Origin of the sequence: Streptacidiphilus sp. P02-A3a (assembly GCF_014084105.1) — a bacterium.
Taxonomy (GTDB): Bacteria; Actinomycetota; Actinomycetes; order Streptomycetales; family Streptomycetaceae; genus Streptacidiphilus.
This window is the reverse complement of sequence record NZ_CP048289.1, coordinates 2,969,659-2,992,468: the sequence shown is the minus strand read 5'-3', so window position 1 is coordinate 2,992,468 and position 22,810 is coordinate 2,969,659. Positions and strand designations below refer to the sequence as shown.

Here is a 22,810-nt window from a genome sequence, read left to right as displayed (position 1 = left end):
TTCGGTGTCCGCTCAGTCCGGCGGGTCCGGGGCCGCGTCCGGGTTGCGCGTGAGGTAGGCGGAGACGCCGGAGCCAACGGTCGGGAAGATGTTCTCCCGGCCGATCTGCTCGATGAGCCCGGTTGCCTCCAGGGCTTTGCGGAAAGGGCTCTTCGCCCGCGCGACGGCCATGGTGATGCCGCGGGCCGCGAGTTCGCCGTGCAGAGCGCGCAACGCGTCCACAGCGGTGGTGTCGACCTGGACGATGGCTTCCGCGTTGAGGAGAAGCCAGCGTGCGTTCGGCGGTGCCTCCTCGACGATGTCGCGCACACGATCGATGAAGAACGGGGTGTTGGCGAAGAACAGCGGACCGTCGAACCGGTAGACCACCAGGCCGGGGACGGTCTGCGCACGCTGGAAGCGGCTGATGTCGTGGTAGCCGTCGAGGTCGCGCACCTGCCCGAGCACGGCGTCGTGCGGTCGGACCGACCGGTAGACGAAGACACCGATCGACAGTGCCACCGCCACCAGCAGGCCGTTCAGTAGCCCCAGGGTGAGTACGGCGAGCATGGCCAGCACCGCGAGGGCAGCCTCGCTCTCCTGGACCCTGCGCAGACGCAGGACGCCCTTGACGCTGAGCATGCCGACTGCCGCCGCGATCACCACCACCCCCAGCACCGCTTTGGGCAGCGGTTCGATCAGGTCGGTGGCGAACCAGGCGACAAGCAGGACCGCGGCTCCGGCGCAGACGCCGACGAGTTGGGAGCTGCCGCCCGCCTGCTCGCTGGCGGCGGTGCGCGAGCCCGAGGAGGACGTCGGAATTCCGTGGATGAGCCCGGCCATGGCGTTCGCGGCGCCCAGCCCGGCCAGTTCGCGGTTGGCGTCGATCTCGTAGCCGTTCCTGGCCGCGGTGGCGCGTGCGATGGCGGTGGCGTCCCCGAAGGACATGAGCGCCATGCCTGCCGCGGGCACCACGAGGAGGGTGATGTCGTGGAGGGACACGGAGGGAAGCCCGATGTGGGGCGCTCCACCGGTGATCTGGCCGATCACCGCCACCCCGTGCTCCTTGAGGTGCAGTGACACGGACGCGATGTCCGCGACCGCGACCAGCAGCAGGATGCCGGGGAAGCGTGGCACGTAGTGGCGCAGGAGCAGGGCCGAGACCAGGAGGACCAGGCTCACCAGGAAGGTGACCACACTGATGTCCACCACGTGGTGGACCAGTTCCCACAGCACCGGGAAGAAGCCGCTGGCTTTGACGTTCAGCCCCAGGACCTTGCCGAGCTGTCCCACGATGATGTTCAGCGAGACGCCGTTGAGGTATCCCAGGAGGACCGGCTTGGAGAGGAAGTCGGCCATGAAGCCGAGCCGCAACAGGCCTGCTGCGATCATCACGACGCCGACCAGCAGGGCGAGCGTCGCGCTCAGGGCGAGGTAGCGGTCGGAGTCGCCCAGGGCCAGGGGTGCGACCGTGGTCGCGGTGAGTGCGGACAGGGCGCCGTCGGGACCGACGACCATGTGGCGTGAGGAGCCGAACAGGGCGTAGGCCACGAGCGGCAGCGAACTCGCGTACAGGCCGACGACCGGCGGAACGCCCGCGAGTTCTGCCATACCCAGGGAGGCGGGCACCGCCACCGCCGCGACAGTGAGGCCGGCCAGCAGGTCGGTGCGGGCGGCGCCTGCGGGGCGACCGCGCAGGCTGGCCAACGCGGGGCCGAGCAGCCGTTCAGCGCCCACGGATGATCTTCGTGCTTCCGGTTCCGGGCGGGAACGGACGGGGACTCGCCGGGTCGACGCGGGTCGACGCTCGATGCGCGGGTGCGTTCACGACGGTTCTCGATTCTGCGGTCGTGGAGCGGGTTACATACATCGGCTCGCGCCGACCGTCGTCCTCGCGGCCGTGCCGACCCGGCGGGGCGCGCCGCTGACAGCAGTCTCGCCCGGTCGTCCCGATCCAGCGACACGACGTGCGCCGACAGGAGTCAACCGCGTCCCCTCCGCGCCGCGGGTGCGGCGGGAGGCGGTTCCGGCCTTCGAACCGGGTGAGGAGCAGCCGTCGCGTCGGCTTGGCATCGCCGGCCGGTGTCAGTCCTGCGCCTCCACGTCCGCGACGGCGATCGCCACGCCGAGTGCTGCGGCGATGTTGTTCGCGGCCGTCATGATGCGGGCTGTGCCGACGATGGGAGCGATCGCCACCAGGACGTCCTGGAGCTGTTCGGCGGTCAGGCCGGCCTGCAGCGCGGGATCGAGGTTGGCAAGGTAGGACGCAGGGGGCGCGTCGCATGCGACCAGTGCGGCGATCCGGGTGAGGACGAGCGTGTCCGGGGCCAGGCCGCACCTCGTGATCGATTCGAGGGTCATGGCCGTGAGGGTGTCCAGGACGGGAGTCTGCGATGCGGTGGACATTGGAAAAGGGCCTCCTGTGCTTCGGCGCTGACGTCGAGGAGTTGACGGAAGGACGGGTACCGTGACTCGCCCTCACGCTAGGTGCCTCCGGGGGCGTGCGCGCGGGGGAGGGCTCGAAGGTGATCCGTTCGGCGAGGGCTCTCAGGGCGTAGTGCGCTGGACCATGGCCTGTTCGGTGCGGCCGAACAGCGCCGTGCAGATTGGGCCGTGCGAGCGTTGCCGTAGGTGTTCGATGCGAACGTGGAAAAACTGAGGCGGATCATCCACGATCACGCCGGCGAGCATCACGACGTCACCGGCGCGCTCACGGATGAATCCGACCTGCCGGCCGTCGACCAGCAGTTCGACGTCTCGCGCGCGTCCGCGCTGCACGGCGACGGTGATCGCGTGCGAGCCGTACCGGGCATGGAACTGACGGCACCGAGCCATGATGACCGCCTCCAGGGCAGCAGTTCCCACTGGCACAACCCTACGTGCGCGATGGCCGAGCCCGCGCGCCCGACAGCCCGGCAGGACGGCCAAGCCCAGCGTCGATGGCGGGGATGCCCCCGGGGCTGGCTGGTCGTAGCGTGAAGGAGCCAGGGCCGCCCTGCGGGGAGAAGGCCCGGCCCGGAGCTGTTCGGGGTCTGCCGGAGCAACGCACCGGGGGCGCGGCAGGTCGGTGCTGACAGCCCGTGCCCAACCGGCGCTGCAGGCGGCGGTGTTGCCGCTGGACCGCGCGCCTTCCCGCATCCGTTGGAGGACTCAAACCATGCCAGTCACCCCCTCGACGTCCGGAAAGATCGTCCACACCGGCTCGTACACTCCCGACACCGGCGGCGAGGGTATCGGCCTTGCTGCCCTGCGCCTGGACCCGGCGAGCGGCGTGCTCACGGACGACACCGGCTTGCCCGATGTCCCGGTGAGCGGACCGTCCTTCCTGGTGGCGCACCCTTCGGGAAACGTCGTCTACAGCACGAACGAGGCCGAAGCCGGAGCGGTCAGCGCCTTCGCCCGGCGACGGAACGGCGCCCTGGAACCACTGTCCCCGCCGCTCGCCAGTGGCGGCGCCAACCCGTGCCACCTGGCCGTTCATCCGGAGGGCCGGTGGTTGCTGACCGCCAACTACGGCACGGACACCGCGCCCGGCACCGTTGCCGTGCACCGACTGGACGACGACGGCCGCCCGGTCGAGCTCGTCGACGTCGTCGTGCACGAGGGAAGCGGCCCAGTCGCCGGGCGACAGGCGGGCAGCCACGCCCACCAGGTCGTCGTCGACCCGTCCGGGCGCTTCGTCCTCGCCGTGGACCTCGGCGCCGACACGGTGTTCGGCTACCGGTTGGACAGCGTGACCGGCACGCTGACCCAGGTCGTCGCCAACCAGCTGCGGACCGGCTCCGGCCCGCGCCACCTGGCCTTCTCGCCCGAGGGGAACCAGGTGTGGATCACCGACGAGCTCTCCTCACGCGTCACCGGCCTCCGCTATGACTCCCGGACCGCCACCCTCACCGAGACCTCCAGCATCCGGGCGACGGCGCGGCAGGGCCACAACCAGCCAGGGGCCGTCATCGCCTCGCCCTGCGGACGCTACGTCTGGGTGTCCAACCGCGGCGCCGACACGGTGGCTGCGTTCCGGGTCTGTGACGCCTCGCTCCAGTTGATAGCGGAGACCCCCAGCGGCGGCCGCTGGCCGCGCGGACTCGAACTGGTGGATGGGCGACTACTGGTCGCCAATGAGCGCAGCGGCACCGTGGCCGTGCTGCGCGTCCTGGACGGCGGCGCGTTGGAGAATGCCACGACCGTGGTCACCGTCCCCTCGGTCGTTTGTACGCTGACCCTGTGAACGCCTCGCGGCCGGTTCGACGGGTCGCTCAAGGTGTGCACAGGCCCCCGTATGGGCTGTAGACCACCAACGACAGAGAACCTTCGACAAGGTACGGGTGCCCGGGGAAGTGACTGACGTGCAACTGGCCTCTTCCCGGGGCGCAGGCAATGCGGCGCAGGTTGTCGGCAAATGCCTCGCGGCCAGGCGAGCCGCCGCTGATCACCATGACCTGACGTTCCGCGTCGAGCCGAAGGAGCACTCCACGGCGGGGCGTGGTTCTCACCTCGATCCCGGCCAGGACCCGGCCACCGGGCAGCGCGGTGGAGCTGAGCAGTCCCGCACCGTCGGCGACCGTCGTTGCCAGACGGCTCAGCTCCGCCGCCGACGCCGTGAGATCCGCTTCGCCGAACACGCTGTCACAGACAAGTCTCACAGCCGGCAGTCCTCCTTTGCGAGGCAGCTCATACTCCAGCCTGCGGCCGAACAGGCCGATCGCGCATCCTCGGAGTCCTTGGCCCGCGTGAGGCGGAGCGGGAACCAGCGGGGAGACGGGGTGCGGGATGTGGTGGCGCGGTTACCAGACGGGGCGGCGGTTCTCCCAGAGCGGGCGGTGGCCGGCGCAGGCGGCACGCGGGGAGGGGAGTTGGTGAAGGTCGGCATCGGTGACGATGTCGGCGCAGCCGCCCAGCAGGGCGAGCCGATCGCGCAGCACCGCGGCAGCGTGCTCGCGTGCCGTCAGCGCCGGCCCGCAGTCCTCTGCGGTCCGGGACAGGACCTCATCGACGGTGACCAGCACCATCTGGCCGCGTACGGCCCGCGGCCTCGCCCGGCGAAGGACCCAGTCAGCTGCCCGGACCAAGGCGCGGTGTTCCCGGCTGATCGCGCGTGCCTCTTGGTTGCGTCCATGGTGCCGAGCTGTCCACACCGCCAGCGCCGCCGCGCCCGACGCCACCGTCAGCCACCTACCGACCGCCACCCGACCCGCCTCCGCTCATCGGTTGCTGCTGTGTCGAGACATCTACCCTGCCGAGCGGTCGGTGACAGGGGCTGGCCGCGATAGACACCCGGTCGGGTGGACTGGAGACATGCCCGTGGCTGTGTCGGCGGGTCGGGCGATGACCCGCCTGGAGCCCTACGGCTCGCGTCGGCGGTGGGCCGGGGTGAGCATGGGTGTGCGCTGTACGCGTGCGGGACGGAGCCGCCTGCGGTGTCGCGCAACACACGCCTGGAGTCGTCCCCGAGCTGATCGGTCGCCGTTGTGAGCAAGCTCGACGAGGGGTCGGCCCCGGGCGAGGAGTCCGTGGAGCCGAAACAGCACCGGAAACTCAGTTCCCTCATCCTTCCCGGTTGCTGGGGTGCGCTCATCGCCTCGTGTCTGTCGTTCACGCCGTCGCTGCTGCCGCGTGGCGGCATCGTCCAGGGCGTGGTGTGGGGAATCAGCGCGGCCATCGGCTACGGGCTGGGGGTGTTCCTCGCGTCCGTCTGGCGTGCTTTCGCCGACCGTGACGCGCGCAGGCCCCGGAACTGGGCCTGGCGGGCGTTCCTGATCAGCGCGTCCGTGCTGGTCACCGTGTTCTTCGGGCTCGGGCAGTACTGGCAGTACCTGATCCGCGCGATGATGGGGGTGAGCGATTACAACGTGTGGCTGGTGGTTCTGTCGCCCCTGGTCGCGGCCGGGCTGTTCTGGCTGATCCTGCTGACCGGACGCGGGATCAGGGCAGCGTTCCGTTGGACGGCCGACCTGCTGGGGCGCTGGATCGGCCACCGGGCGGCCAGGGCCGTCGGCTGGATCCTCGTTGCCGGCGCGACCTATCTGGTCATCACCGGCCTCTTGCTGCAGGGCTTCGTCTCCGTCGCCAACGAGGCGTTCTCGGGCCGGGACACCACGACCCCGGAGGGTGTGCACCAGCCCACGAGTGCCCTGCGGTCGGGCGGACCGGGGTCGCTCGTGCCCTGGGACTCGCTGGGGAGGCAGGGACGGGTGTTCGCGGGAGGCGGCCCGTCGCCCGCCGACATCGCGGGGTTCACCCACCACCCGGCACAGGACCCGATCCGCACCTATGCCGGGCTGGGATCGGCCAAGGACACCGAGGCCCGGGCCGCGCTGGCGGTCAAGGAACTGGAGCGGGCGGGCGGCTTCAGGCGCAAGGACCTGCTCGTCGTGACGACGACGGGAAGCGGATGGGTGGACCCGGCCTCCGTCGACTCGTTCGAGTATCTCAACGGTGGGGACACCGCGACCGTCGCGCTGCAGTACTCCTACCTCCCGTCCTGGATGTCCTACCTCGTGGACCAGTCCAAGGCCAGGCAGGCCGGCCGCGACCTGTTCGACGCGGTCTACGGGGCCTGGTCGCAGCTACCCCCGGCGACCCGGCCCAGACTCTTCGTCGCCGGCGAGAGCCTCGGCTCCTTCGGCGGCGAAGCGGCCTTCAGCGGCGAGCAGGACCTGGCCAACCGGACGGCCGGCACGCTCTTCGCCGGGCCCCCCAACTTCAACACGCTGTTCCGGCAGTTCAGCGACCATCGCGACCCCGGGAGCCCGGAGGTGCAGCCGGTCTACGAGGACGGGCGGACGGTGCGCTTCGCCAACGACCCGGGGACCGCCGTCCCACCCTCCGGTCAGGCCTGGGACGGCACGCGGGTGCTGTACCTCATGCACCCTTCCGACCCGATCGTCTGGTGGAGTCCCCACTTGATCTTCAGCGAGCCCGACTGGATCGCCGAGACGCCCGGCAAGGACGTTCTCAAGGGAATGGTCTGGATTCCGTTCGTCACCTTCTGGCAGGTCACCGCAGACCTACCGTTCTCCACCGGTGTTCCGAGCGGTCACGGCCACAGCTACAAGGCCGAGTACGTGGACGGGTGGAACGCGGTCCTGCATCCGTCCGGCACGTCTGCCCAGGACCTCGACAGACTCAGGAAGATCATCGCAGCTGAGTGACCCCGTGCCGGAGGGACCTGAACTGGCGTGGTCCCCGAGAAGCCGCACTGGGGCCCTACCGGGGAACGCGCCTCCCCGCACGCCGATCGGGGAGATTCACAGCCCGGTGAGGGCCTCCCCGATGAACTTGGATCCGAGTACCAGGCACAGGACCACCACGATCGCGGCGTTGTGCGCGCCCATCCAGGTCTTCCAGCCGTCCAAGACCCCTGCCGCCTTTGTGCCCCCCAGGAGGAACACGGCGAGCGGCACGAGTGTGCAGAGCGACCCGATGACGACGAAGAGGATCAGCGCGACTGTCTTGCCGCCGCTGCTAGAAGGGCTCGACGCGATTGCGACGGCGCCGGCGATGATCAGTGCGAGGTTCTTCGGACTCACAGCGGACAGCAGCACCGCGAGCCCCGCTGACTTCCCCGCACCGAACGTGTCGATGGTCGCCAGGAACTTCGGCGGCTTCGCCGTGTGCCCGGGTCGGGGGCGGGCCGACCACTGCTTCACGGCGATCGCAAGGAACAGCAGGCCGAACCCGAGCTTCATCCAGTACGTCCACCTGGCAGGTTCACCGCCGGTGCTGGCTCCGCCGCCGGCCACCAGGGCGGCGCTGACCACAGTCAGCGTCGCCACCCAGGCCAGGGCGAACGCGATCCCGTTCGCCTTCGCCCTGGGCGTGGACAGGAGCAGGACCATGACGATGATCGGAAATGGGCTGATGGCGATGCCCACTGCCGAACCCAGCATCCCGCCGATCGCGCCGCCCATGGCGGCCTCCTTAGACAATGCTCACGGTGCTGGTGGACACCTGCACCGGCATTTCCCGCCTCCGCAGTGGCCGCCCGGAGGTCTGGTCGTTAGATCACGTCGACGTAGGAGACCTCGACGGCGTTGTTTCCGTAGCCGAGCCGGTTCCAGGGCGGTACGTCGGGCTGAACGTTGCCGCCGGCGTCGATGGCCCGGGCGCGCAGGGTGTGCCGGCCCGGTACGGCGTGCCAGTCGAACGACCAGTCCTGCCACTGGTAGGGCCCTGTCGGCGGCTCCAGCACCGCTTGGTTCCAGTCTCCTTCGCCGGTGAGGCTGAGCTGGACCCGGCTGATCGGGCCGGCGCCCGACCAGGCCTTGCCGCGCACGGTGTAGGTGCCGGCGGGCACACTCACGCCGGGCGCGGGGTCGGTGATGCGGGCGCGCACGGCCATCACGGTGACCGGTTCGTGGGGCCGGTCCTGCCATTCGTACATGTAGTGGCTGGTCTGGAACTCACCGGCGAACGGCGCGGTCAGCACGTCGATGCGCTTGAGCCACTTGACCGAGGCGACGCCGTACCAGCGGGGAGCGATGATGCGGAACGGTGCGCCGTGGTCGGGTGTGAGCTCCTCGCCGTTCATGGCGTAGGCGATCATGATCTCGGCGGCCGGATCGACGCAGTGGGCGAGCGTCAGGGCACGAGTGTAGGTGAGGTCCTCGAACTGGTGGCCGGCCTGGGAGTAGGGCCCGTGATCGGCCCCGAGGAACGCGACGTCGACGCCGTCACCCGCTGGGCTTGCCAATGCCAGTACGTCGTGGAGGTAGACACCGGTCCAGCGGGCCGTGGAGACGGCGTTGAAGCCCCAGGGTTCGCCGACGGGCAGCGGCGCCTGGCCCAGGCGGCCGTTGCCGGCGCATTCCAATGTGACAACGCGGTCCACAGCCGGCATGGAGCGCAGGTCGTCCAGCGTCAGCGAGGTCGGGTTCTGGACCGCACCGGTGATCTGGAGCGTGCCGTCGTGTTCGGGCAGGGCGAAGTTGCTGCGGACGTAGTGCAGGCTGACCGGGGTGATGTCGTCGCGCAGTCCCTGCGGTGGCGCCTCCGCGTTGAACGGCTCGGGTTGGATCATCGTGAGTGCCGCGCGATCGCGCGCCAGCTCCTCTGCTGTGGTCATCTCTGCCTCCTTGCGGATCCGGCGCGGTGAGCGCTAGTAGTCGGAGTCCTGGAAGGTCGGGTCCCGGCCGTCGTTGAAAGCGGCGATTCCCTCGATCCGGTCCGGATGCACGGCCGAGCGCCAGTGGGCCTCCATCATGATCGCGATGGCCTGCTCGGTCGGCTGCCCGTGCCCCATGTGAACAGCCCGCTTGACCGCCTGGACGGCGGTGGGCGAGTTGCCTGCGATCTTCTCCGCGATGCGCAACGCCGCGTGCATGAGTTCGTCCGATGGGTGGATCTGGTTGACCATGCCCAGCCGGTGGGCCTCGGCAGCGTCGATCGGGTCTCCGGTCATCAGCATCTGCAGCGCCATGCCGGGGGGCAGGATCCGGGGGAGCAGCGCCGGTGAGCCGCCGCCGGCAGCGAGGCCGATCATCGATTCGGGCTGGCCGAAGGTCGCGTTCTCGGCTGCGATGATGAAGTCGGTGCTCTGCGCGATCTCACACCCGCCGCCGTAGGCGATGCCGTTGACCGCCGCGAAGATCGGCTTGCGCAGCTGCCGAAGGGCGTACAGGGTGCGGTCGAAGTCCTGGCGCTGCCGGAGCCACTGCTCCTTGGTCATGTCGTGGCGTTGGCGCAGGTCGCTTCCCACGCTGAAGGCGCGGTCACCGGCTCCGGTGATGACGGCGACGCGAACGGCCGCGGTGACCGCGATCGTGTCGAGGACTTCGGTCAGACGCCTTCCCGTCTCCGTGGTGATGGCGTTGTCGGCCTGCGGCCGGTTCAGGGTGATCAATGCGATCCGCTCGTCGGGATACTCCAGCAGCACCGGCTGGTCGGGCTCGGAGACCCCGGTCGGCGGGGGACCGAAGTCCAAGGAGTCCCAACGGTCGGTGCCGTGGCCGACGGCCTCCTGGCCCCGGTCGGGCTGCCGGGGGGTCACGTCGCCAGCTCCGAGAGCCACCGCAGGCCCGCGATGCCAGGAGCGAAGCAGTACTCCCCGCCCCGGGTGACGACGAACGGCGGCAGGCCCTGCAGGCGCCGTCGGACGGGGACCTGCGGGATGGTGAACCTCCCGGTTCCGTCGTTGCGCCCGACCAGGGGGTCCTTCTCGGCCGGCGCTCCGATGAAGATGCCGTCGTTGAGCCACTGCGTCTTGACGAACTCGAACTGGCGCTTGATATGGGCTCCGGCGAAGACGAACATGATGCCCCGGTCGGCTCCGTCGTCGACCAGGACCCCTTCGGGCAGTGGCGGCCCGTAGCTCGTGCCGCGGCGGATCATGCGGTGCAGACGGGTGTTGACGCTCATCTCGTGGTCCAATGCGTCTCGTGGGTTTGCCCGGCGGATGTGCGCACCGGCCGGGCACTTGAACCCCCGCAGGTCGTCGCGGAAACCGAAGTCGTTGTTGCGCGTGGGGTCCGCGCCGAGATCGGGGTCGTCCTGTTCGGCTGTGAGGGCGAGGGGGGCTCCGCTGGGCCACCGGCCGACCATCTTGGCGGCGAGCAGTTCGCGCTCCTGCCTGTCTGTGGCCTGTTCGCGGAGGTACAGCCGGTAGTCCGCGACGCGGGTGTGCAGCTTCCGGAACACGACGTAGGTGCCGTTGCGGCCAAGGACGTCCGGGGTCGGCATCGGCGGCAGGCTGCCGGTCTCGTCCGGATAGCCGAGAATGAACTCGCCGGCGCTGATCGGCTCCTCTCGCGGGTTCGATCCGGGGATCCCGCTCCCCTGCACGGCGGGTTGGCCGATCCCGTCCTTGAACCCGAACGATGTCCGCCCCGTCGGCAGCTGGTAGCAGTCCTGCCGCCAGATCACCTCGACCCCCGGCAGTTGCTCAAGGGTGCGGCCGGCACGGGCCAGGACGCTTTCCAACCGGTCGGCGTCCGGTGAGAGCGCCGCCAGCACCACGTGCACGTCGGGAGTTCCCAGGGGCTTCTCCCAGTGCTCCGGGGCGTTCTCGCCGACATCGCCGATCTCGGCGGCACGAGCGGCCATCCCCTGGCGGAACTCCGGCGCGAAGCTCTCCAAGGACTCTCGTGGCACGCCCAGTGCCTTCAGCCCGTGATGGGTGAAGGCCACCGTGATCCAGGCGTCGGCGGGGTCAGCCAACGAGACGCCCGAGTCGACCACCGCGAGCAGCCGGCGTACCAACTCCCGTCCCGCGTGCCGGTCATCGATGCGCAGCAGCAGGTAGGTGCCGACGTAGGGTGACGGGCGCTCGTGGAGGGCGCCGCTCTGGATGTCCTCCAGATCGAGCGTGACATCGGTGGCGTCGCTCACGGCTCCTCCACTGGAGTCGGGTGGGGCGGGGGAGGACCCGGGGGATCGGGATTCGGCCGAGCCAAATAGGGGAACTCCTGGCCGGCGGGCATCGTCGACTGGTCGACGCCATCGCGGATCCGCGGCCCGTTCCCGGCATTGACCAGCAGCGTGAACAAGGTGTCCATCACATCGTCGTTGAGGGCCCGGCCACCGCAACTCGTGTGCGGCCGGCGCTCCTTGGCAGCCAGTTCGATCTCAAGGAACGACCCCTGCTCGGCGTAGGGCTTGGAGGCGTCCACGACCAGGTAGTCGGCGAGCAGGAGCTCGGTGAGGGGGTGCGCGCCATGGTCGTCGACCGGCCAGTCCACGGCGCCGTCCAGGCTGTCCCAGAAGGCGAGGTTCGCGTTCAGCCGCGCGCGGTACGCCCCCCGGTAGTCGTGCTTCAGGTCGAAGGCGTCCTCGCAGTTGTACAGGTCGCGAATCTCAAGGTCCCGGTTCACTGGATCGAACTGCTTCGGCCCAAGGATCAGGTTCTTGACCTCGGGTCGGCCTACTCGCTCGAGACGAACGGTGAACGCGCCCCGGGTCAGTGTCTCAGCCACCACGGCGACCAGGGAGGCGCCCCCGAGGACCTTCGCGCAGTCGACCTCGATGACCAGGCCGAGCACGTTCTTGCCGTCCAGGAAGATCGAGCTCGGGTCCGTGAACGACAACTGTCCGGTCGCGATCGTCTTCAAGGCGGCCGGCGCGTCCAGGATGAACGGGTCCCACCTGGATCCGGCGAAGACACGAACGCCGTGGGCGCTGGCGCCGTGCTCGTCGTCCACCCGGAACGCCACCACCTTCCCCGACGGGGTCCGGCACTGGCCCTCCTGAAGCGACGGGCCGTCACCCTCCGTCGCCACCGGGGCGGAGAATACGCAGTCGAACACGAACTCCTCGGAGTCGACGGCGAACAGCTTGGACCCTTCGGGCACCCCCGGGCCGAGCCGGCGTAGCCGGAATCGATAGATCAGGCCGTCGGAGAACCGCGCGTCCGTCGGCGCGAACGGCAGTGTGTTCGCCACGAGCACCAGGTGGCCGGAATGCTCGGGACTGGGGAACGCGTAGACATCGGTGATGTCCAGAACTGGATCCGCCATGGCCCGCGGCCCGGAGAGGTGGTCGGACACGAGTGGCCTCGATTTCTCAGTCGGTCGAATCCGACAGCTACAGGTCTGCGGCCTCGTCCAGCAGGGGCTTGAGGGCCGGCTGCGCCAGTGCCTGGGCCGCCTCCGGATCGTCAAGGACCTGCTGGAAAGCCCGGTTCACTCGTGCGGCCTTGCGAATTTCCTTCACCGTGCCGCCGTAGTTCCGAGCGTACGCGGCCGCAGTGGCTTGAGCGCCGAGGATGAAGTCCTTCACCGCGGCGATATCGGGAAGTCCGCCGTATCCTTCGACGTGCCGAAAGACCGAGTCGAACAACTGCAACGGCGTCGACGCGAAGTCCTCCATGTAGGCGTCCCATGGTCCGTCGAAGCTGGTGGCGAACAGCAGCCGGGTGTCGTTGTCGAACAGCACGAAGCGCGCTTCGTGAATAGTGGCGATCGGCAGGTCGTAGTCCCCGGGCCGATAACCCGGTGTGGTTTGAAGCTTCCGCAGGTCCTCCCGAATATCGCGCTCGTGTCCCGCCTGTACTCGGAAGAACAGGCTGAACTCGCTCGTCGGGCCTACGTTGACGCCTGGCCGCGCCTCTGACGCTGTCGTCATGGGTCTCATTCCGTTCCTGGTCACGGGAGAGTCGCCGACGCGCGGATGCCTCGGCGCGGCCTTTGCTACCGGGCGGATCATCCACGCTCAGTCTGCATGCGGCCGTCTAAGTCTGTATGCGGCGACAAAATACGGCAAACTATCAGGGCAATCGGGTGAAAGGGGGAATCGGTTGTCCAGTTGCCCGGAGGAAGCCAGTGCGGGAATCGCCCAGGGCTACCCGGCCCCGTTGCAGTCGCGGCTGCGGTCACGGGCGCGCAGGATGGAGATGCTGGGCGCTTCCTCCTCGTTGAACCCAGTGCAGTCGGGCCACCGTGCCCTCCGGCAGGCGGACTCCCGATCATCGGGAGCCCGCCAGGGCGCGGTGACAGCACAACGGCAGCCTGAGTGGTCACTCATTCGCTCATGACGCATGGCAGTGGAGTCGGCGCACTCTGATGATGAAGGCGTAGACGTACTACCCCGCAAATTGATCGGAGATCACACATGGCAACGCTGACGGTATGGCGCTTCCCCGCACTTACAGGTGCTGAAGCCGCCTTGGAGACCCTCAAAGACTTGCAGAAGCAGCAGTTGATCATCCTTCAGGACGGGGCGGTGGTGACCTGGCCCGTCGGCGCCAAGAAGCCCAAGACCCGCCATCTGGCCTCGTTCACCGGAGTGGGCGCCCTCGGCGGAGCCTTCTGGGGGATGCTTTTCGGCCTGATCTTCCTCGTTCCGGTCCTCGGCGCGGCCGTCGGTGCGGCTTTCGGCGCGCTCGGGGGTTCACTTGCTCGTGCCGGCGGCATCGACGAGAGCTTCGTCAAGGAGGTGCGGGAACGCGTGACCCCCGGGACCTCTGCACTCTTCCTCCTCAGTTCCGATGCGGTACTCGACCGCGTCAGTGGTGCCTTCGAGGGCTGGGACGCGGAGCTGATCCAGACGAACCTCTCGACGGAGGAGGAGTCGCGGCTGCGGGAGGCGTTCGCGGAGGAGCCCGAGGCGTGATGAGCCCATGTCGGGGCATCAGGACCGGGCTCGCTGCGGAAACCGGTCAGCCGGCCACCGGGGTGCGACACCGGCTGTCGAGTTGCCCGTCCGCAGCCGGACTCGCGGCGCTCGGCTCCTCCGGCCGGTACCAGCTGGTCCGCGGAGGTCTGCTGGCGGGTGTCGCCGGCGCCGCCTATCCGGTGCCGCAGGTCATGGCGGACGCGAGCCTGGCGGCCTGCGGCCGGCTGGCGGGGGGTGTCCCGCCGACGCTCTTCCGCTACGGTGCCGCTCTGCGCACGGTTGATCGGTTGGCAGCATCCAGTGCGGCAGTGAAGGGCGGGGCGGCGGGTGTCGGGCCTACCGGCGGGGCGCTGTCGTGACGGATCCGCTCTCCGCCGCCCTTTCCGCACTGCTGAGTCGGCACCACGCCCTGTCGGACGGTCAGGTTGCGGACTACATACCAGAACTGGCCGGCGCTGACCCGTCCGACTTCGGTATCTCCATGGTCAGCGTCCACGGCCGGATCTACAACGCCGGGGATGCCGAGAAGCCCTTCACCATCCAGTCGGTGTCCAAGCCGTTCGTCTACGCCCTCGCGCTGAGCGAACTCGGGTTGGCACGGGTCGCTCGACACGTCGGGTTCGAACCAAGCGGCGAGCCGTTCAACGCCGTCAGTCTGGAGCCGGAGACCGGGCGCCCCGCGAACCCCTTGATCAACGCCGGCGCCATTGTGACGACGTCGCTGATCGCGGGTGACGCCGATGCCGGCTTCACCCGGATCCGCGAAGCCCTGTCAGCGTTCGCTGGCCGTGCGCTGAGCCTGGACGAGGACGTCTACCGCTCCGAGGCGTCGACCGGGGACCGCAACCGTGCCTTGGCCTACCTCACGTCGTCGCAAGGGGTACTCGCGCGGCCCGCGAACGAGGCCACCGATATCTACTTCCGTCAGTGCGCCCTGGAGGTGACCGCCACCGACCTCGCCGTCATGGGCGCCACACTGGCGAACGCAGGCATCAATCCCGTCACCAAGCGCCGGGTCATCGGCGAGGACGTCGCGCGGATCGTACTCTCGGTGATGTCGACCTGTGGGATGTACGACCACAGCGGGGAGTGGATGGTTCGGGTCGGGCTCCCAGCCAAGAGCGGGGTCGGTGGCGGCATCACCGCAGTGCTGCCCGGCGAGTTCGGCATCGGCGTCTACAGTCCGCCACTCGACCTCCAGGGCAACAGCGTTCGCGGCATGGCCGCACTACAGGACACGTCGACCCGGCTCGGCCTGCACGTCTTCGCCCCCGCGACCGAAGCCCGGACGGCCATCGCCGCGTCCACCATGGCCGGCAACACGCTGAGCCTGTGGCTCCGTGGCGAACTTGACTTCATCGCAGCCGAGCAGATCGCCCGCCACATCCATGACCAGGTCGCTGCCTTCCCCATCGGCCTGATCGCTCTCGACCTGACCAATGTCACCGCCGTCCGACCCATTGCGGCTGAGCTGCTCGCGGCCACGGGTACGGACATGACCAGCCGCGGGGTCCGCATTGAGCCGACCGATCCGTCCGGTTTCCTCGGCACCCGGCCCGGGGTGGTTCGGCCACCTCCTTCTGCCGGATAGAGCGTTCTCAGGCCGGGGCGCCGTCAGTGCACGTGTCCTCAAGGGCGACAGGCCTCAGAACGTCTCGCGGCGAATCAGGAGGGACGGCCAGTACGCCGGCCACGAGGGATTCGGTGTGTGCGGGCCGTTCCAGCAGGGAGCGGATCGCTGTGCTCATCCGGTCGGCGATCTCCACGGGATTGAGCACGATCCGCTATGTGCGCATGAACGGCACAGCGCGCGCCACCAGCTACGGGTACTCGCTGTTCTCCTTCCAGGTGTTCGGCAGCTGACCGGGACCTGATCCGATCAGAAGTCAGACCCCGCGGCGCCACCGGTCCACCGGTGCGTCGCGGGGTCTGACGGGGTTTCACCGCAGGCCCCATGCCCGTGCCCGCATCGCTCTGCGGGCGCGGGCGTGTTGGTGGGGTCACTGGGGGGTGGGACCCGGCGGGTCCCACCCCGGGCTTTGCGGCAGCGACCAGACCTGGTTGTTCTGGTTGGTGCCGCAGGGCCAGATGTCGAGCCGGGTGCCGTTGGCGGAGCTGCCGCCGTAGCCGTCGAGGCAGTAGCCGGAGTGCGGGTTGGTCAGGTTGCCGCTGCGGGCGTAGGTCCACTGCTGGCCGGCTGAGCCGTTGCAGGTGCTCAGGTCGGTGTAGGTGCCTGCCGTGGTGGCGGAGCCGGGGATGACGGGCGGGGTGTGCTGGAGGAGGCCGGGCAGCTCCTGGGGGTCCCATCGTTCGGTCAGGCCGTCGGAGTGCAGCACCAGCGCGCCTCCGGGCGGCAGGACGTAGGCGGAAGTGCGCAGGGTGGGCAGCTGGTGGCCGACATTCCCGTACCGCGAGGACAGGACGCTCTTGGAGTTCGGCGTGATGACCGCGCCGGCGATGTTGCCGACCGCGCAGTAGAGCACCTGTTCCTGGTCGGGGTCGATGCGGGCCACGGCCACAGCGCCGCCCCGGGTGCTGGCCAGGGCCTGGTGGATGTGCCCCATGACCGCTTCGGGTGTGTGGCCTGGGCTGGCATGGAAGGCGCGGACCGCCGCCCGGGTGGCGATCTGGGCCAGGGGACCGTGGCCCAGTCCGTCGCAGAGCATCACCAGTAGCGGCCGCCGCGAGCCCGACCCGACAACTGCTTCAGCCCCTGAGCTGCTCTCGGCGGGGGGCGGTCCTGCCGTTCGGGTATCCGCATCCGTGCTGGACGCGGGAGGGCCTGCCGGTGCTGGTGGCACGAGGTCGTGCCAGCGTGCGGCCCAGCCGTCGCCGCATTCGCGGGCTCCGTTGATGGGCCGGGTCAGTCCTGCGGTCACCGCGGGCGGCAGTCCGCCGTTGGGCGGGGCGTGGGTCGGAGGACTCCGCGGCCAGAACCGGGCCAGCATGACGGTGCCCTGGCCGGGGATGGAGTGCAGGTCGAAGGTGTCGGCGTGCCGGGCGATGGCTCCCAGGCCGATGCCGAGCGTGCCGGTGCTGGAGCGCCCGTCGCGCATGGCCGCGGCCATGTCCGTGATGCCGCCGTCGCCGGGACGATCGTGCTGCGGATCGTGCGCACCGGCCAGCACGCCGGCATCGAGTTCCTCGCCATCGACCGCGGCCCGGCCCGCTTGGACATACGCCGACACGACCGTCTGGGCGGCACCCTCCATGAGCATCAACATTTGATGCGGTCCGGGTCGGTGATTGGTTCGGGGACCGCGCGTAGCGGGGCGGCCTGACATCGTTGTTTCACTGAGGTGATCGGTCGGGCGTTTGCCCACGATGTCTCTTTTGTCGGCTCCTGTGGGCTGTTTCGGGTAGGACTGCGCGTCAGCTGTTGTGTCGGGACGCTGGGTTCCACGGGTCCGGGTACTGCGGGGGTGCCCCTCTCGGTGTTCGGCGGGGTGAGATTCGTGCAGGTCAGGCTGGTCGGGGCAGGGGCAGTATCCGGTGGATGGCACGGACGATAGCTCTGGCCCATGGCCAGGTTGTGGGTTCTTGAGGCGCCGCTGCCGTTGGCCGCGTACGAGTGACGGCGAGCCAGGAGGTAGTTCCACCCCGTCCACGACGATCTCGGGGAAGCCCTCGGGCCGGTCCGCTTGCCTGCATCGACATCGGTTCAATCGCAAGGTAAATGGTCACGAATTGGCAACTTTTAATGCTTCGGCTGAGACACCGTGAGGTCTCTCGGATCTCTCCTGGAGGCGGCTATGCAGCCCATCATCACCTGAGACAGCCGAGGCACTGATACACCTGGACTGTTCATAACTACAGCTTCGCCAAGGCCCACGCGGTGGCGTTCGCCGTGCCCACCTACCAGTCCGCCTGGCTCAAGACCCACCACCCGGCCGCCTTCTACGCCGGGCTGCTGACCCACGACCCGGGGATGTACCCGGCGCGGCTGATCCTGGCCGACGCGCGCCGGCGCGGGGTGCCGATCCTGCCGCTGGACGTCCAGCACTCGCAGGCCGACTACCGCACCGAGCCGGTGGACACCACCGAGGGCCGCCGCTGGGGGGTGCGGCTGTCGCTCTCCGAGGTGCAGGGCATCAGCGCCGAGCAGACCGCCCGGATCACCGCCGGACAGCCCTACGCCTCGGTCTCGGACTGGTTCACCCGCGCCCGCCCGGCACTGCCGGTGGCCGAGCGGCTGGTCCGGGTCGGCGCGCTGGCCTCCCTCGCCGACGGCCGCCATCGCCGCGACCTGCTGCTCCAGGTCGCCGAGTTGCACCGGCAGCAGCGCGGCACCGCCATTCCCACCCAGCTCGCCCTGGCCGGTGACGACGGCTCGGCCCCGGCCCCCACCGGGCTGCCGGTGATGACCGCCGAGGAGGAGCTGGGCGCGGAGCTCTCGGTACTGGGCCTGGACGCCTCCCGCCACCTGATGACCGACCACCACCAGCTGCTGGCGGAGCTCGGGGCCATCCCCGCGCACCGCCTGGCCGACCTGCGCACCGGCGCGCAGGTACTGGTCGCCGGGGCCAAGGTCGCCAACCAGACCCCGCCGAACCGGACCGGCAAGCGGATCCTGTTCGCCACCCTGGACGACGGCACCGGCCTGGTCGACCTCGCCTTCTTCGACGACGCCCAGCACTGCGCCCACACCGTCTTCCACAGCTTCCTGCTGCTGGTGCGCGGCACCATCGCCCGGCGCGGACCGCGCAGCCTCAGCGTGGTCGGCGCTCAGGCCTGGAACCTCGCCGACCTCGCCGCCGCCCGCCGCACCGGCGGCCTGGACGCCGTCCGCCGTCTGCTCACCGCCCACCCCGGCGCGGCGGACGGCACGGTGGACGGCGACGCGGACGGCACGGTGGACGGCAAGGCGGGCGGCGCGGCCCCGGACCGGGTGCTGACGCTGCCCAGCGGCTACACCCTGGCCCCGTGGGCGGACCTCCAGCCCGCCGGGGACGGCGCCACGGCCACCCGCAAGCTCTGGACCTCCAGCCCCGGGAGCGCCGGCTGAGCACCGGCCCGGGGTCCGCCTGTGCCCGGACGTGTGCCCGGACCTGTGCCCGGACCTGTGCCCGGACGTGTGGACAGACCTGTGCCCGGACCTGTGGCCGGGCCTATTCCAGGGCGCGTCGGATCTCGACGGCTTCGCTGATCGCGGCCAGGCTCTCCGGCCACCGCTCCGCGTCCCCCAGCCGGATCGCCAGGTTGTTCAGCGACGTGGCGAGACCGGGCAGGAAGACCTCCGGGTTCGCCCGCGCCAGGACCCGGTAGTGGTCGACCGCCTCACTGGCCGCGTTCAGGCCCTCCTCCAGCCGCCCCAGCTCGCACAGATCGACGGACAGGTTGTTCAGGGCCCCGGCCAGACCGTCCAGGAAGGCCTCCGGATGCGCCCGCGCGAGGGTGCGGTAGTGGTCGACCGCCTCACTGACCACGGCCAGGCCCTCCTCCTCCCGCCCCAGCGTGCCCAGCCGGATCGCCAGGTTGTTCAGCGACCGGGCGAGGTCCGGCAGGTGGGCGTCCGGGCTCTCGCGGACGAGGCCGCGGTAGTGGCCGACGGCCTCCCGGCTCGCGGCCAGCCCCTCCTGCTGCCGCCCCGACTCCCCCAGCGCGATGGACAGGTTGTTCAGCGAATGGGCGAGGTCCGGCAGGTAGGCCTCGGGGTGCTCCCGCGCCAGGACCCGGTAGTGCCCGGTGGCCTCACGGATCGCCTCCAGCGCCTCCCCCCGGCGCCCCATCGCGCCCAGGTCGACGTACAGGTTGTTCAGGGACGTGGCCAGGCCGGGCAGGTAGGCCTCCGGGTGCTCCCGCGCCAGGACCCGGTAGTGCCCGGTGGCCTCACGGATCGCCTCCAGCGCCTCCTCCCGGCGCCCCATGTCCCCCAGCCGGATCGCCAGGTTGTTCAGCGACCGGGCGAGACCGGGCAGGTGGGCGCCCGGGTTCTCCTCCACGAGGGCGCGGCAGTGGCCGACGGCCTCACTGATCACGGCCAGGCCCTCCTCCCGGCGGCCGAACGCACCCAGCCGGATCGCCAGGTTGTTCAGGGACTGGGCGAGGTCCGGCAGGTGGGCGTCCGGATTCACCTCCGCGAGGGCGCGGTAGTGGTCGGTGGCCTCACTGATCACGGCCAGGGCCTCGTCGTGCCGCCCGGTCTCCCCCAGCCGGATCGCCAGGTTGTTCAGGGCACCGGCCAGCTCCGGCAGCCGGGCCTCCGGGTTCGCCCGCGCCAGCGCGCGACGGATCTCGACGGACTCGCGGATCACGGCCAGCCCCTCCTCGTGCCGCCCGGTCTCCCCCAGCCGGATCGCCAGGTTGTTCAGCGACAGGGCGAGACCGGGCAGGTGGGCGGCCGGGTTCTCGGCCACGAGGGCGCGGTAGTGGCCGGTGGCCTCCCGGAGCGCGGCCAGGCTCTCGGTGTGCCGACCCAGCACGCCCAGCCGGACCGCCAGGTTGTTCAGGGCACCGGCCAGCTCCGGCAGGTGGGCGGCCGGGTTCTCCCGCGCCAGCGCGCGGCGGATCTCGACGGACTCGCGGATCACGGGCAGGGCCTCCTCCCGCTGCCCCATCTCCGCCAGCCGGACGGACAGGCTGTTCAGGGCCGCGGCGAGGTCCGGCAGGTGGGCGGCCGGGTTCTCCCGCGCGAGGGCCCGGCGGCGGTCGGTGAGGGTGCGGGCGAGGAGGAGGGCGGTCGGGCCGAGGCGTCGGGTGGATCGCGGGAGCTGCTCCTGCAGGGTTGCCAGCTCCTCCACGGCGGTGGCGGGGTCGGTGGTGACGGCGTCGAGGGCGGTGGTCAGCGGGGCGGGGTGGTCGGTACGGGTGGCGGTGCTGATGACCTGCGCCGAGAGTTGCCGGTGGCGGCGCACGCACAGGGCGGTGAGGTGGCTGTCGAGGCGCTGCCGGAAGACGGGATGGCCGGCGGCCCGGCTGTAGACCGTCAGCAGCCGGCCGGTCTGGGTGTCGTCGGCGCCGTCGAGGAGGTGGTCGGCGAGGCGCGGATCGGCGTCCAGGGTGCGGCCGATGTGGCGTTCGGCCAGGCGGTCGGGCTGGAGCGTCCCCCAGGGCAGTGGGGCCTGCGCGGGATACAGGGCGGTGAGCCAGGCGGTGACGCTGTCGCGCCGGTCGCGCGGCTGGTCGGCCAGGGCGGGCAGCCGCAGCCACAGCGCGTCGGCGGTGTCGCGGTCGGCGGCCCCGGCCAGGTGGGCGGCGGCCAGGGCGGTCTCCAGCGTGCCGCGGGTCAGGTCCGGGGCCAGGCCGCGGGCGGCGGCGCTGTGGTGCCAGTACCGGCGTTCGTGTCCGAGCAGCCGGTCCTCCACCGCTTCCGCCTCCTCGCCCACCCGGTCGCCCCCGGCGGCGGGCGGACCGGGGTCGGTGTCCGGCCCGGCCGGGCCCGGGGTGTTGGCGTCGAGCAGGTCGGCGAGGGCGGTCATGTGCAGGGTCAGCGCGTTGCCGTAGGCGTCCCGGCCCAGCCGCGCGGGCAGCGGCAGCCGGTTCGCGGTGCCCTGCCAGTCGTGCTCTGCCAGGCCGTCGACCTGGGCGAGGTCGGACGCCAGGGCTCGGGCGGCGGCCCGGTAGGCATCCGGCCGGGCCTCGGGATCGCTCTCCAGCGGTGCCAGCAGCCGGGTCGGGGCCGCGTCCAGGTAGTCCTGGGCGAGGCTGCTGGCGGTGGTGGCCTCACCCCACCAGTCGCCATCGGTCCGGGCCAGCAACAGCACCTTGAACGCCGTGCTCCCCGGATGCTCGGCGGCGGCCTCCACCAGCGCGGCCAACTGACCGGTGCGCGTCTCGGCGTAGTCGACGACCACCAGCAGCGGCTTGCGGACATCACGCAACCCCCGCAACCGGTCCGCCGTGGCGTCGCGGCTCGGCCACAGCACCGCCCAGCGCTCGGCGGCCAGTTGCTGGGCGAGGTGGTGCGCCAGACGGGTCTTGCCCTGCCCACCGGGCCCGTGCAGCAGCCACGCACCGAACCCGCCGCGCCCGCACCACGCCCGCAACTCCGCCAACAACTCCTGACGGCCGTGGAAGGGAACGGTCTGCCGCGCGGCCCGCAGCGACCCGGCCGGTGACCGCGGCACCCCCCGCTCGAACCCGGCCCCCGGGTCGGCCAGCGGCTGCAACTCGACCGGCTCCAGCCCGGCCGCGGCGCCACCGTGCTCGGCCAGGGCCGCGCGGAAGGCCGGATCATGGTGCAGCACATAGGCGGGAACGGCGTTCAGCTGCCCGTGGCCGGAGTGCGCACGGTCAGCGGCGACCACGCCCACCAGCAACCGGTCGCAGCACACCGCCGCACCCGACAGCCCGCCCCACGGCGAGGCACCCGGCAGCGACCACTGCGGCGGCTGCCGCAGCAGGTCCACCACGTACTCGTTGCCCACGAAACCGCTGCCCGGGTTCAGGGCACCGCTCAACTGGACGGCCTCCACCGCCCGGCCCGCACGCTGGGCCAGCTCCGGGACCCCCCAGGTCTCGCAGTCGATGCCGGGCCGATCGGTGACCGTCCAGCCCCAGCGCACCGGCGCGACGGGCGCGGCCCACCCCGGCTCCCGGTCGACCAGGACCAGCGCGGCGTCGTCGCGCCCGCCCGCCGCACCGCACCACACCACCACCGCGCCCACCGCCCGGTCACCGCCGGGCCGGAACACCTCGACCCGCCGCCCCGCCACAGCCGTCGGCCGCCCCTCGGCACCGGCGACGACATGCGCGGACGTCAGCACCAGCCGTCCACCCACCGCGTATCCCGACCCCGGACCCCCCGGACCGGTGACCCCCACCAGACGCGATCGCTCCACAGCCC

Annotated in this window: 17 protein-coding genes and 1 pseudogene; 5 read left to right on the top strand and 13 right to left on the bottom strand. The window is 70.7% G+C overall.

The annotated features are described in order from the left end of the window. Nucleotides 1–12: 12 nt before the first annotated feature. From GXP74_RS13560 to GXP74_RS13550, 3 genes are all read right to left on the bottom strand, one after another. Nucleotides 13–1,716, bottom strand: a complete 1,704-nt coding sequence (locus GXP74_RS13560) for a SulP family inorganic anion transporter (RefSeq protein ID WP_225447907.1) — start codon at nt 1,714–1,716, stop codon at nt 13–15. Nucleotides 1,717–2,064: 348 nt separating this feature from the next. Beyond that, on the bottom strand, nt 2,065–2,385 hold the full coding sequence (locus tag GXP74_RS13555) for a carboxymuconolactone decarboxylase family protein (RefSeq protein ID WP_182451743.1): 321 nt from the start codon (nt 2,383–2,385) through the stop codon (nt 2,065–2,067). Nucleotides 2,386–2,526: 141 nt separating this feature from the next. Then, nucleotides 2,527–2,844, bottom strand: coding sequence for a hypothetical protein (locus GXP74_RS13550; RefSeq protein ID WP_182451742.1), 318 nt, complete (start codon nt 2,842–2,844; stop codon nt 2,527–2,529). 292 nt (nt 2,845–3,136) lie between these two features. On the opposite strand from GXP74_RS13550, the gene GXP74_RS13545 reads away from it, so the two are divergent. Continuing rightward, nucleotides 3,137–4,207: a lactonase family protein gene (locus GXP74_RS13545; RefSeq protein WP_182451741.1), complete on the top strand. Its 1,071-nt coding sequence runs from the start codon at nt 3,137–3,139 to the stop codon at nt 4,205–4,207. A 28-nt stretch (nt 4,208–4,235) separates the two neighbouring features. Here the strand turns inward: GXP74_RS13545 and GXP74_RS13540 are convergent, their stop codons facing one another. Next, entirely contained in the window at nt 4,236–4,601 is a 366-nt protein-coding gene (locus GXP74_RS13540; RefSeq protein ID WP_225447906.1) for a hypothetical protein, read from the bottom strand. Between the two features lie 162 nt (nt 4,602–4,763). Then, nucleotides 4,764–4,988: a hypothetical protein gene (locus tag GXP74_RS13535; RefSeq protein WP_182451739.1), complete on the bottom strand. Its 225-nt coding sequence runs from the start codon at nt 4,986–4,988 to the stop codon at nt 4,764–4,766. Nucleotides 4,989–5,447: 459 nt separating this feature from the next. Between GXP74_RS13535 and GXP74_RS13530 the strand changes: the two genes are divergently transcribed. Further along, nucleotides 5,448–7,130, top strand: coding sequence for an alpha/beta-hydrolase family protein (locus GXP74_RS13530; RefSeq protein WP_182451738.1), 1,683 nt, complete (start codon nt 5,448–5,450; stop codon nt 7,128–7,130). Nucleotides 7,131–7,226: 96 nt separating this feature from the next. Here GXP74_RS13530 and GXP74_RS13525 read toward each other — a convergent pair whose 3' ends face one another. The 6 genes from GXP74_RS13525 to GXP74_RS13500 all read right to left on the bottom strand — a co-directional run bounded on the left by GXP74_RS13525 (nt 7,227) and on the right by GXP74_RS13500 (nt 13,035). Continuing rightward, the gene (locus GXP74_RS13525) at nt 7,227–7,889 is read right to left on the bottom strand and encodes a GAP family protein (protein WP_182451737.1); all 663 of its coding nucleotides are present in this window, start codon (nt 7,887–7,889) and stop codon (nt 7,227–7,229) included. Nucleotides 7,890–7,978: 89 nt separating this feature from the next. After that, a complete protein-coding gene (locus GXP74_RS13520) occupies nt 7,979–9,043 on the bottom strand; it encodes a sulfite oxidase (RefSeq protein WP_182451736.1) in 1,065 nt (354 codons plus the stop codon). Between the two features lie 33 nt (nt 9,044–9,076). Beyond that, nucleotides 9,077–9,967 (bottom strand): enoyl-CoA hydratase/isomerase family protein, encoded by an 891-nt coding sequence (locus tag GXP74_RS13515; protein WP_182451735.1) that lies wholly within the window; start codon nt 9,965–9,967, stop codon nt 9,077–9,079. Continuing rightward, the gene (locus tag GXP74_RS13510) at nt 9,964–11,304 is read right to left on the bottom strand and encodes a Dyp-type peroxidase (protein WP_182451734.1); all 1,341 of its coding nucleotides are present in this window, start codon (nt 11,302–11,304) and stop codon (nt 9,964–9,966) included. The genes GXP74_RS13515 and GXP74_RS13510 overlap by 4 nt, the downstream gene beginning before the upstream one ends. Then, entirely contained in the window at nt 11,301–12,458 is a 1,158-nt protein-coding gene (locus GXP74_RS13505; protein WP_182451733.1) for a DUF4331 family protein, read from the bottom strand. Before GXP74_RS13505 ends, GXP74_RS13510 begins: the two co-directional genes overlap by 4 nt. A 37-nt stretch (nt 12,459–12,495) precedes the next feature. After that, a complete protein-coding gene (locus GXP74_RS13500; RefSeq protein ID WP_182451732.1) occupies nt 12,496–13,035 on the bottom strand; it encodes a hypothetical protein in 540 nt (179 codons plus the stop codon). A gap of 486 nt (nt 13,036–13,521) precedes the next feature. Between GXP74_RS13500 and GXP74_RS13495 the strand changes: the two genes are divergently transcribed. Both GXP74_RS13495 and glsA read left to right on the top strand, forming a co-directional pair. Next, nucleotides 13,522–14,022, top strand: a complete 501-nt coding sequence (locus GXP74_RS13495) for a DUF1269 domain-containing protein (protein ID WP_182451731.1) — start codon at nt 13,522–13,524, stop codon at nt 14,020–14,022. Between the two features lie 358 nt (nt 14,023–14,380). Continuing rightward, complete coding sequence (gene glsA / locus GXP74_RS13490; protein ID WP_182451730.1) at nt 14,381–15,616, top strand: glutaminase A; 1,236 nt, start codon at nt 14,381–14,383, stop codon at nt 15,614–15,616. Nucleotides 15,617–16,025: 409 nt separating this feature from the next. Here the strand turns inward: glsA and GXP74_RS13485 are convergent, their stop codons facing one another. Beyond that, on the bottom strand, nt 16,026–17,243 hold the full coding sequence (locus GXP74_RS13485; RefSeq protein ID WP_182451729.1) for an RICIN domain-containing protein: 1,218 nt from the start codon (nt 17,241–17,243) through the stop codon (nt 16,026–16,028). 590 nt (nt 17,244–17,833) lie between these two features. On the opposite strand from GXP74_RS13485, the pseudogene GXP74_RS13480 reads away from it, so the two are divergent. Beyond that, nucleotides 17,834–19,030, top strand: a pseudogene (locus tag GXP74_RS13480) (OB-fold nucleic acid binding domain-containing protein); the annotation flags it as partial. Between the two features lie 103 nt (nt 19,031–19,133). On the opposite strand, the gene GXP74_RS13475 reads toward GXP74_RS13480, so the two are convergent. Beyond that, entirely contained in the window at nt 19,134–22,745 is a 3,612-nt protein-coding gene (locus GXP74_RS13475; RefSeq protein ID WP_225447905.1) for a tetratricopeptide repeat protein, read from the bottom strand. Nucleotides 22,746–22,810 lie beyond the last annotated feature (65 nt).

Bases quoted from the DNA above. Each gene is read 5' to 3' on its own strand.
- GXP74_RS13555 (WP_182451743.1), bottom strand. From the start codon at position 2,385: ATGTCCACCGCATCGCAGACTCCCGTCCTGGACACCCTCACGGCCATG.
- GXP74_RS13545 (WP_182451741.1), top strand. From the start codon at position 3,137: ATGCCAGTCACCCCCTCGACGTCCGGAAAGATCGTCCACACCGGCTCG.
- GXP74_RS13535 (WP_182451739.1), bottom strand. From the start codon at position 4,988: ATGGTGCTGGTCACCGTCGATGAGGTCCTGTCCCGGACCGCAGAGGAC.
- GXP74_RS13525 (WP_182451737.1), bottom strand. From the start codon at position 7,889: ATGGGCGGCGCGATCGGCGGGATGCTGGGTTCGGCAGTGGGCATCGCC.
- GXP74_RS13520 (WP_182451736.1), bottom strand. From the start codon at position 9,043: ATGACCACAGCAGAGGAGCTGGCGCGCGATCGCGCGGCACTCACGATG.
- GXP74_RS13500 (WP_182451732.1), bottom strand. From the start codon at position 13,035: ATGACGACAGCGTCAGAGGCGCGGCCAGGCGTCAACGTAGGCCCGACG.
- GXP74_RS13495 (WP_182451731.1), top strand. From the start codon at position 13,522: ATGGCAACGCTGACGGTATGGCGCTTCCCCGCACTTACAGGTGCTGAA.
- GXP74_RS13485 (WP_182451729.1), bottom strand. From the start codon at position 17,243: ATGCTCATGGAGGGTGCCGCCCAGACGGTCGTGTCGGCGTATGTCCAA.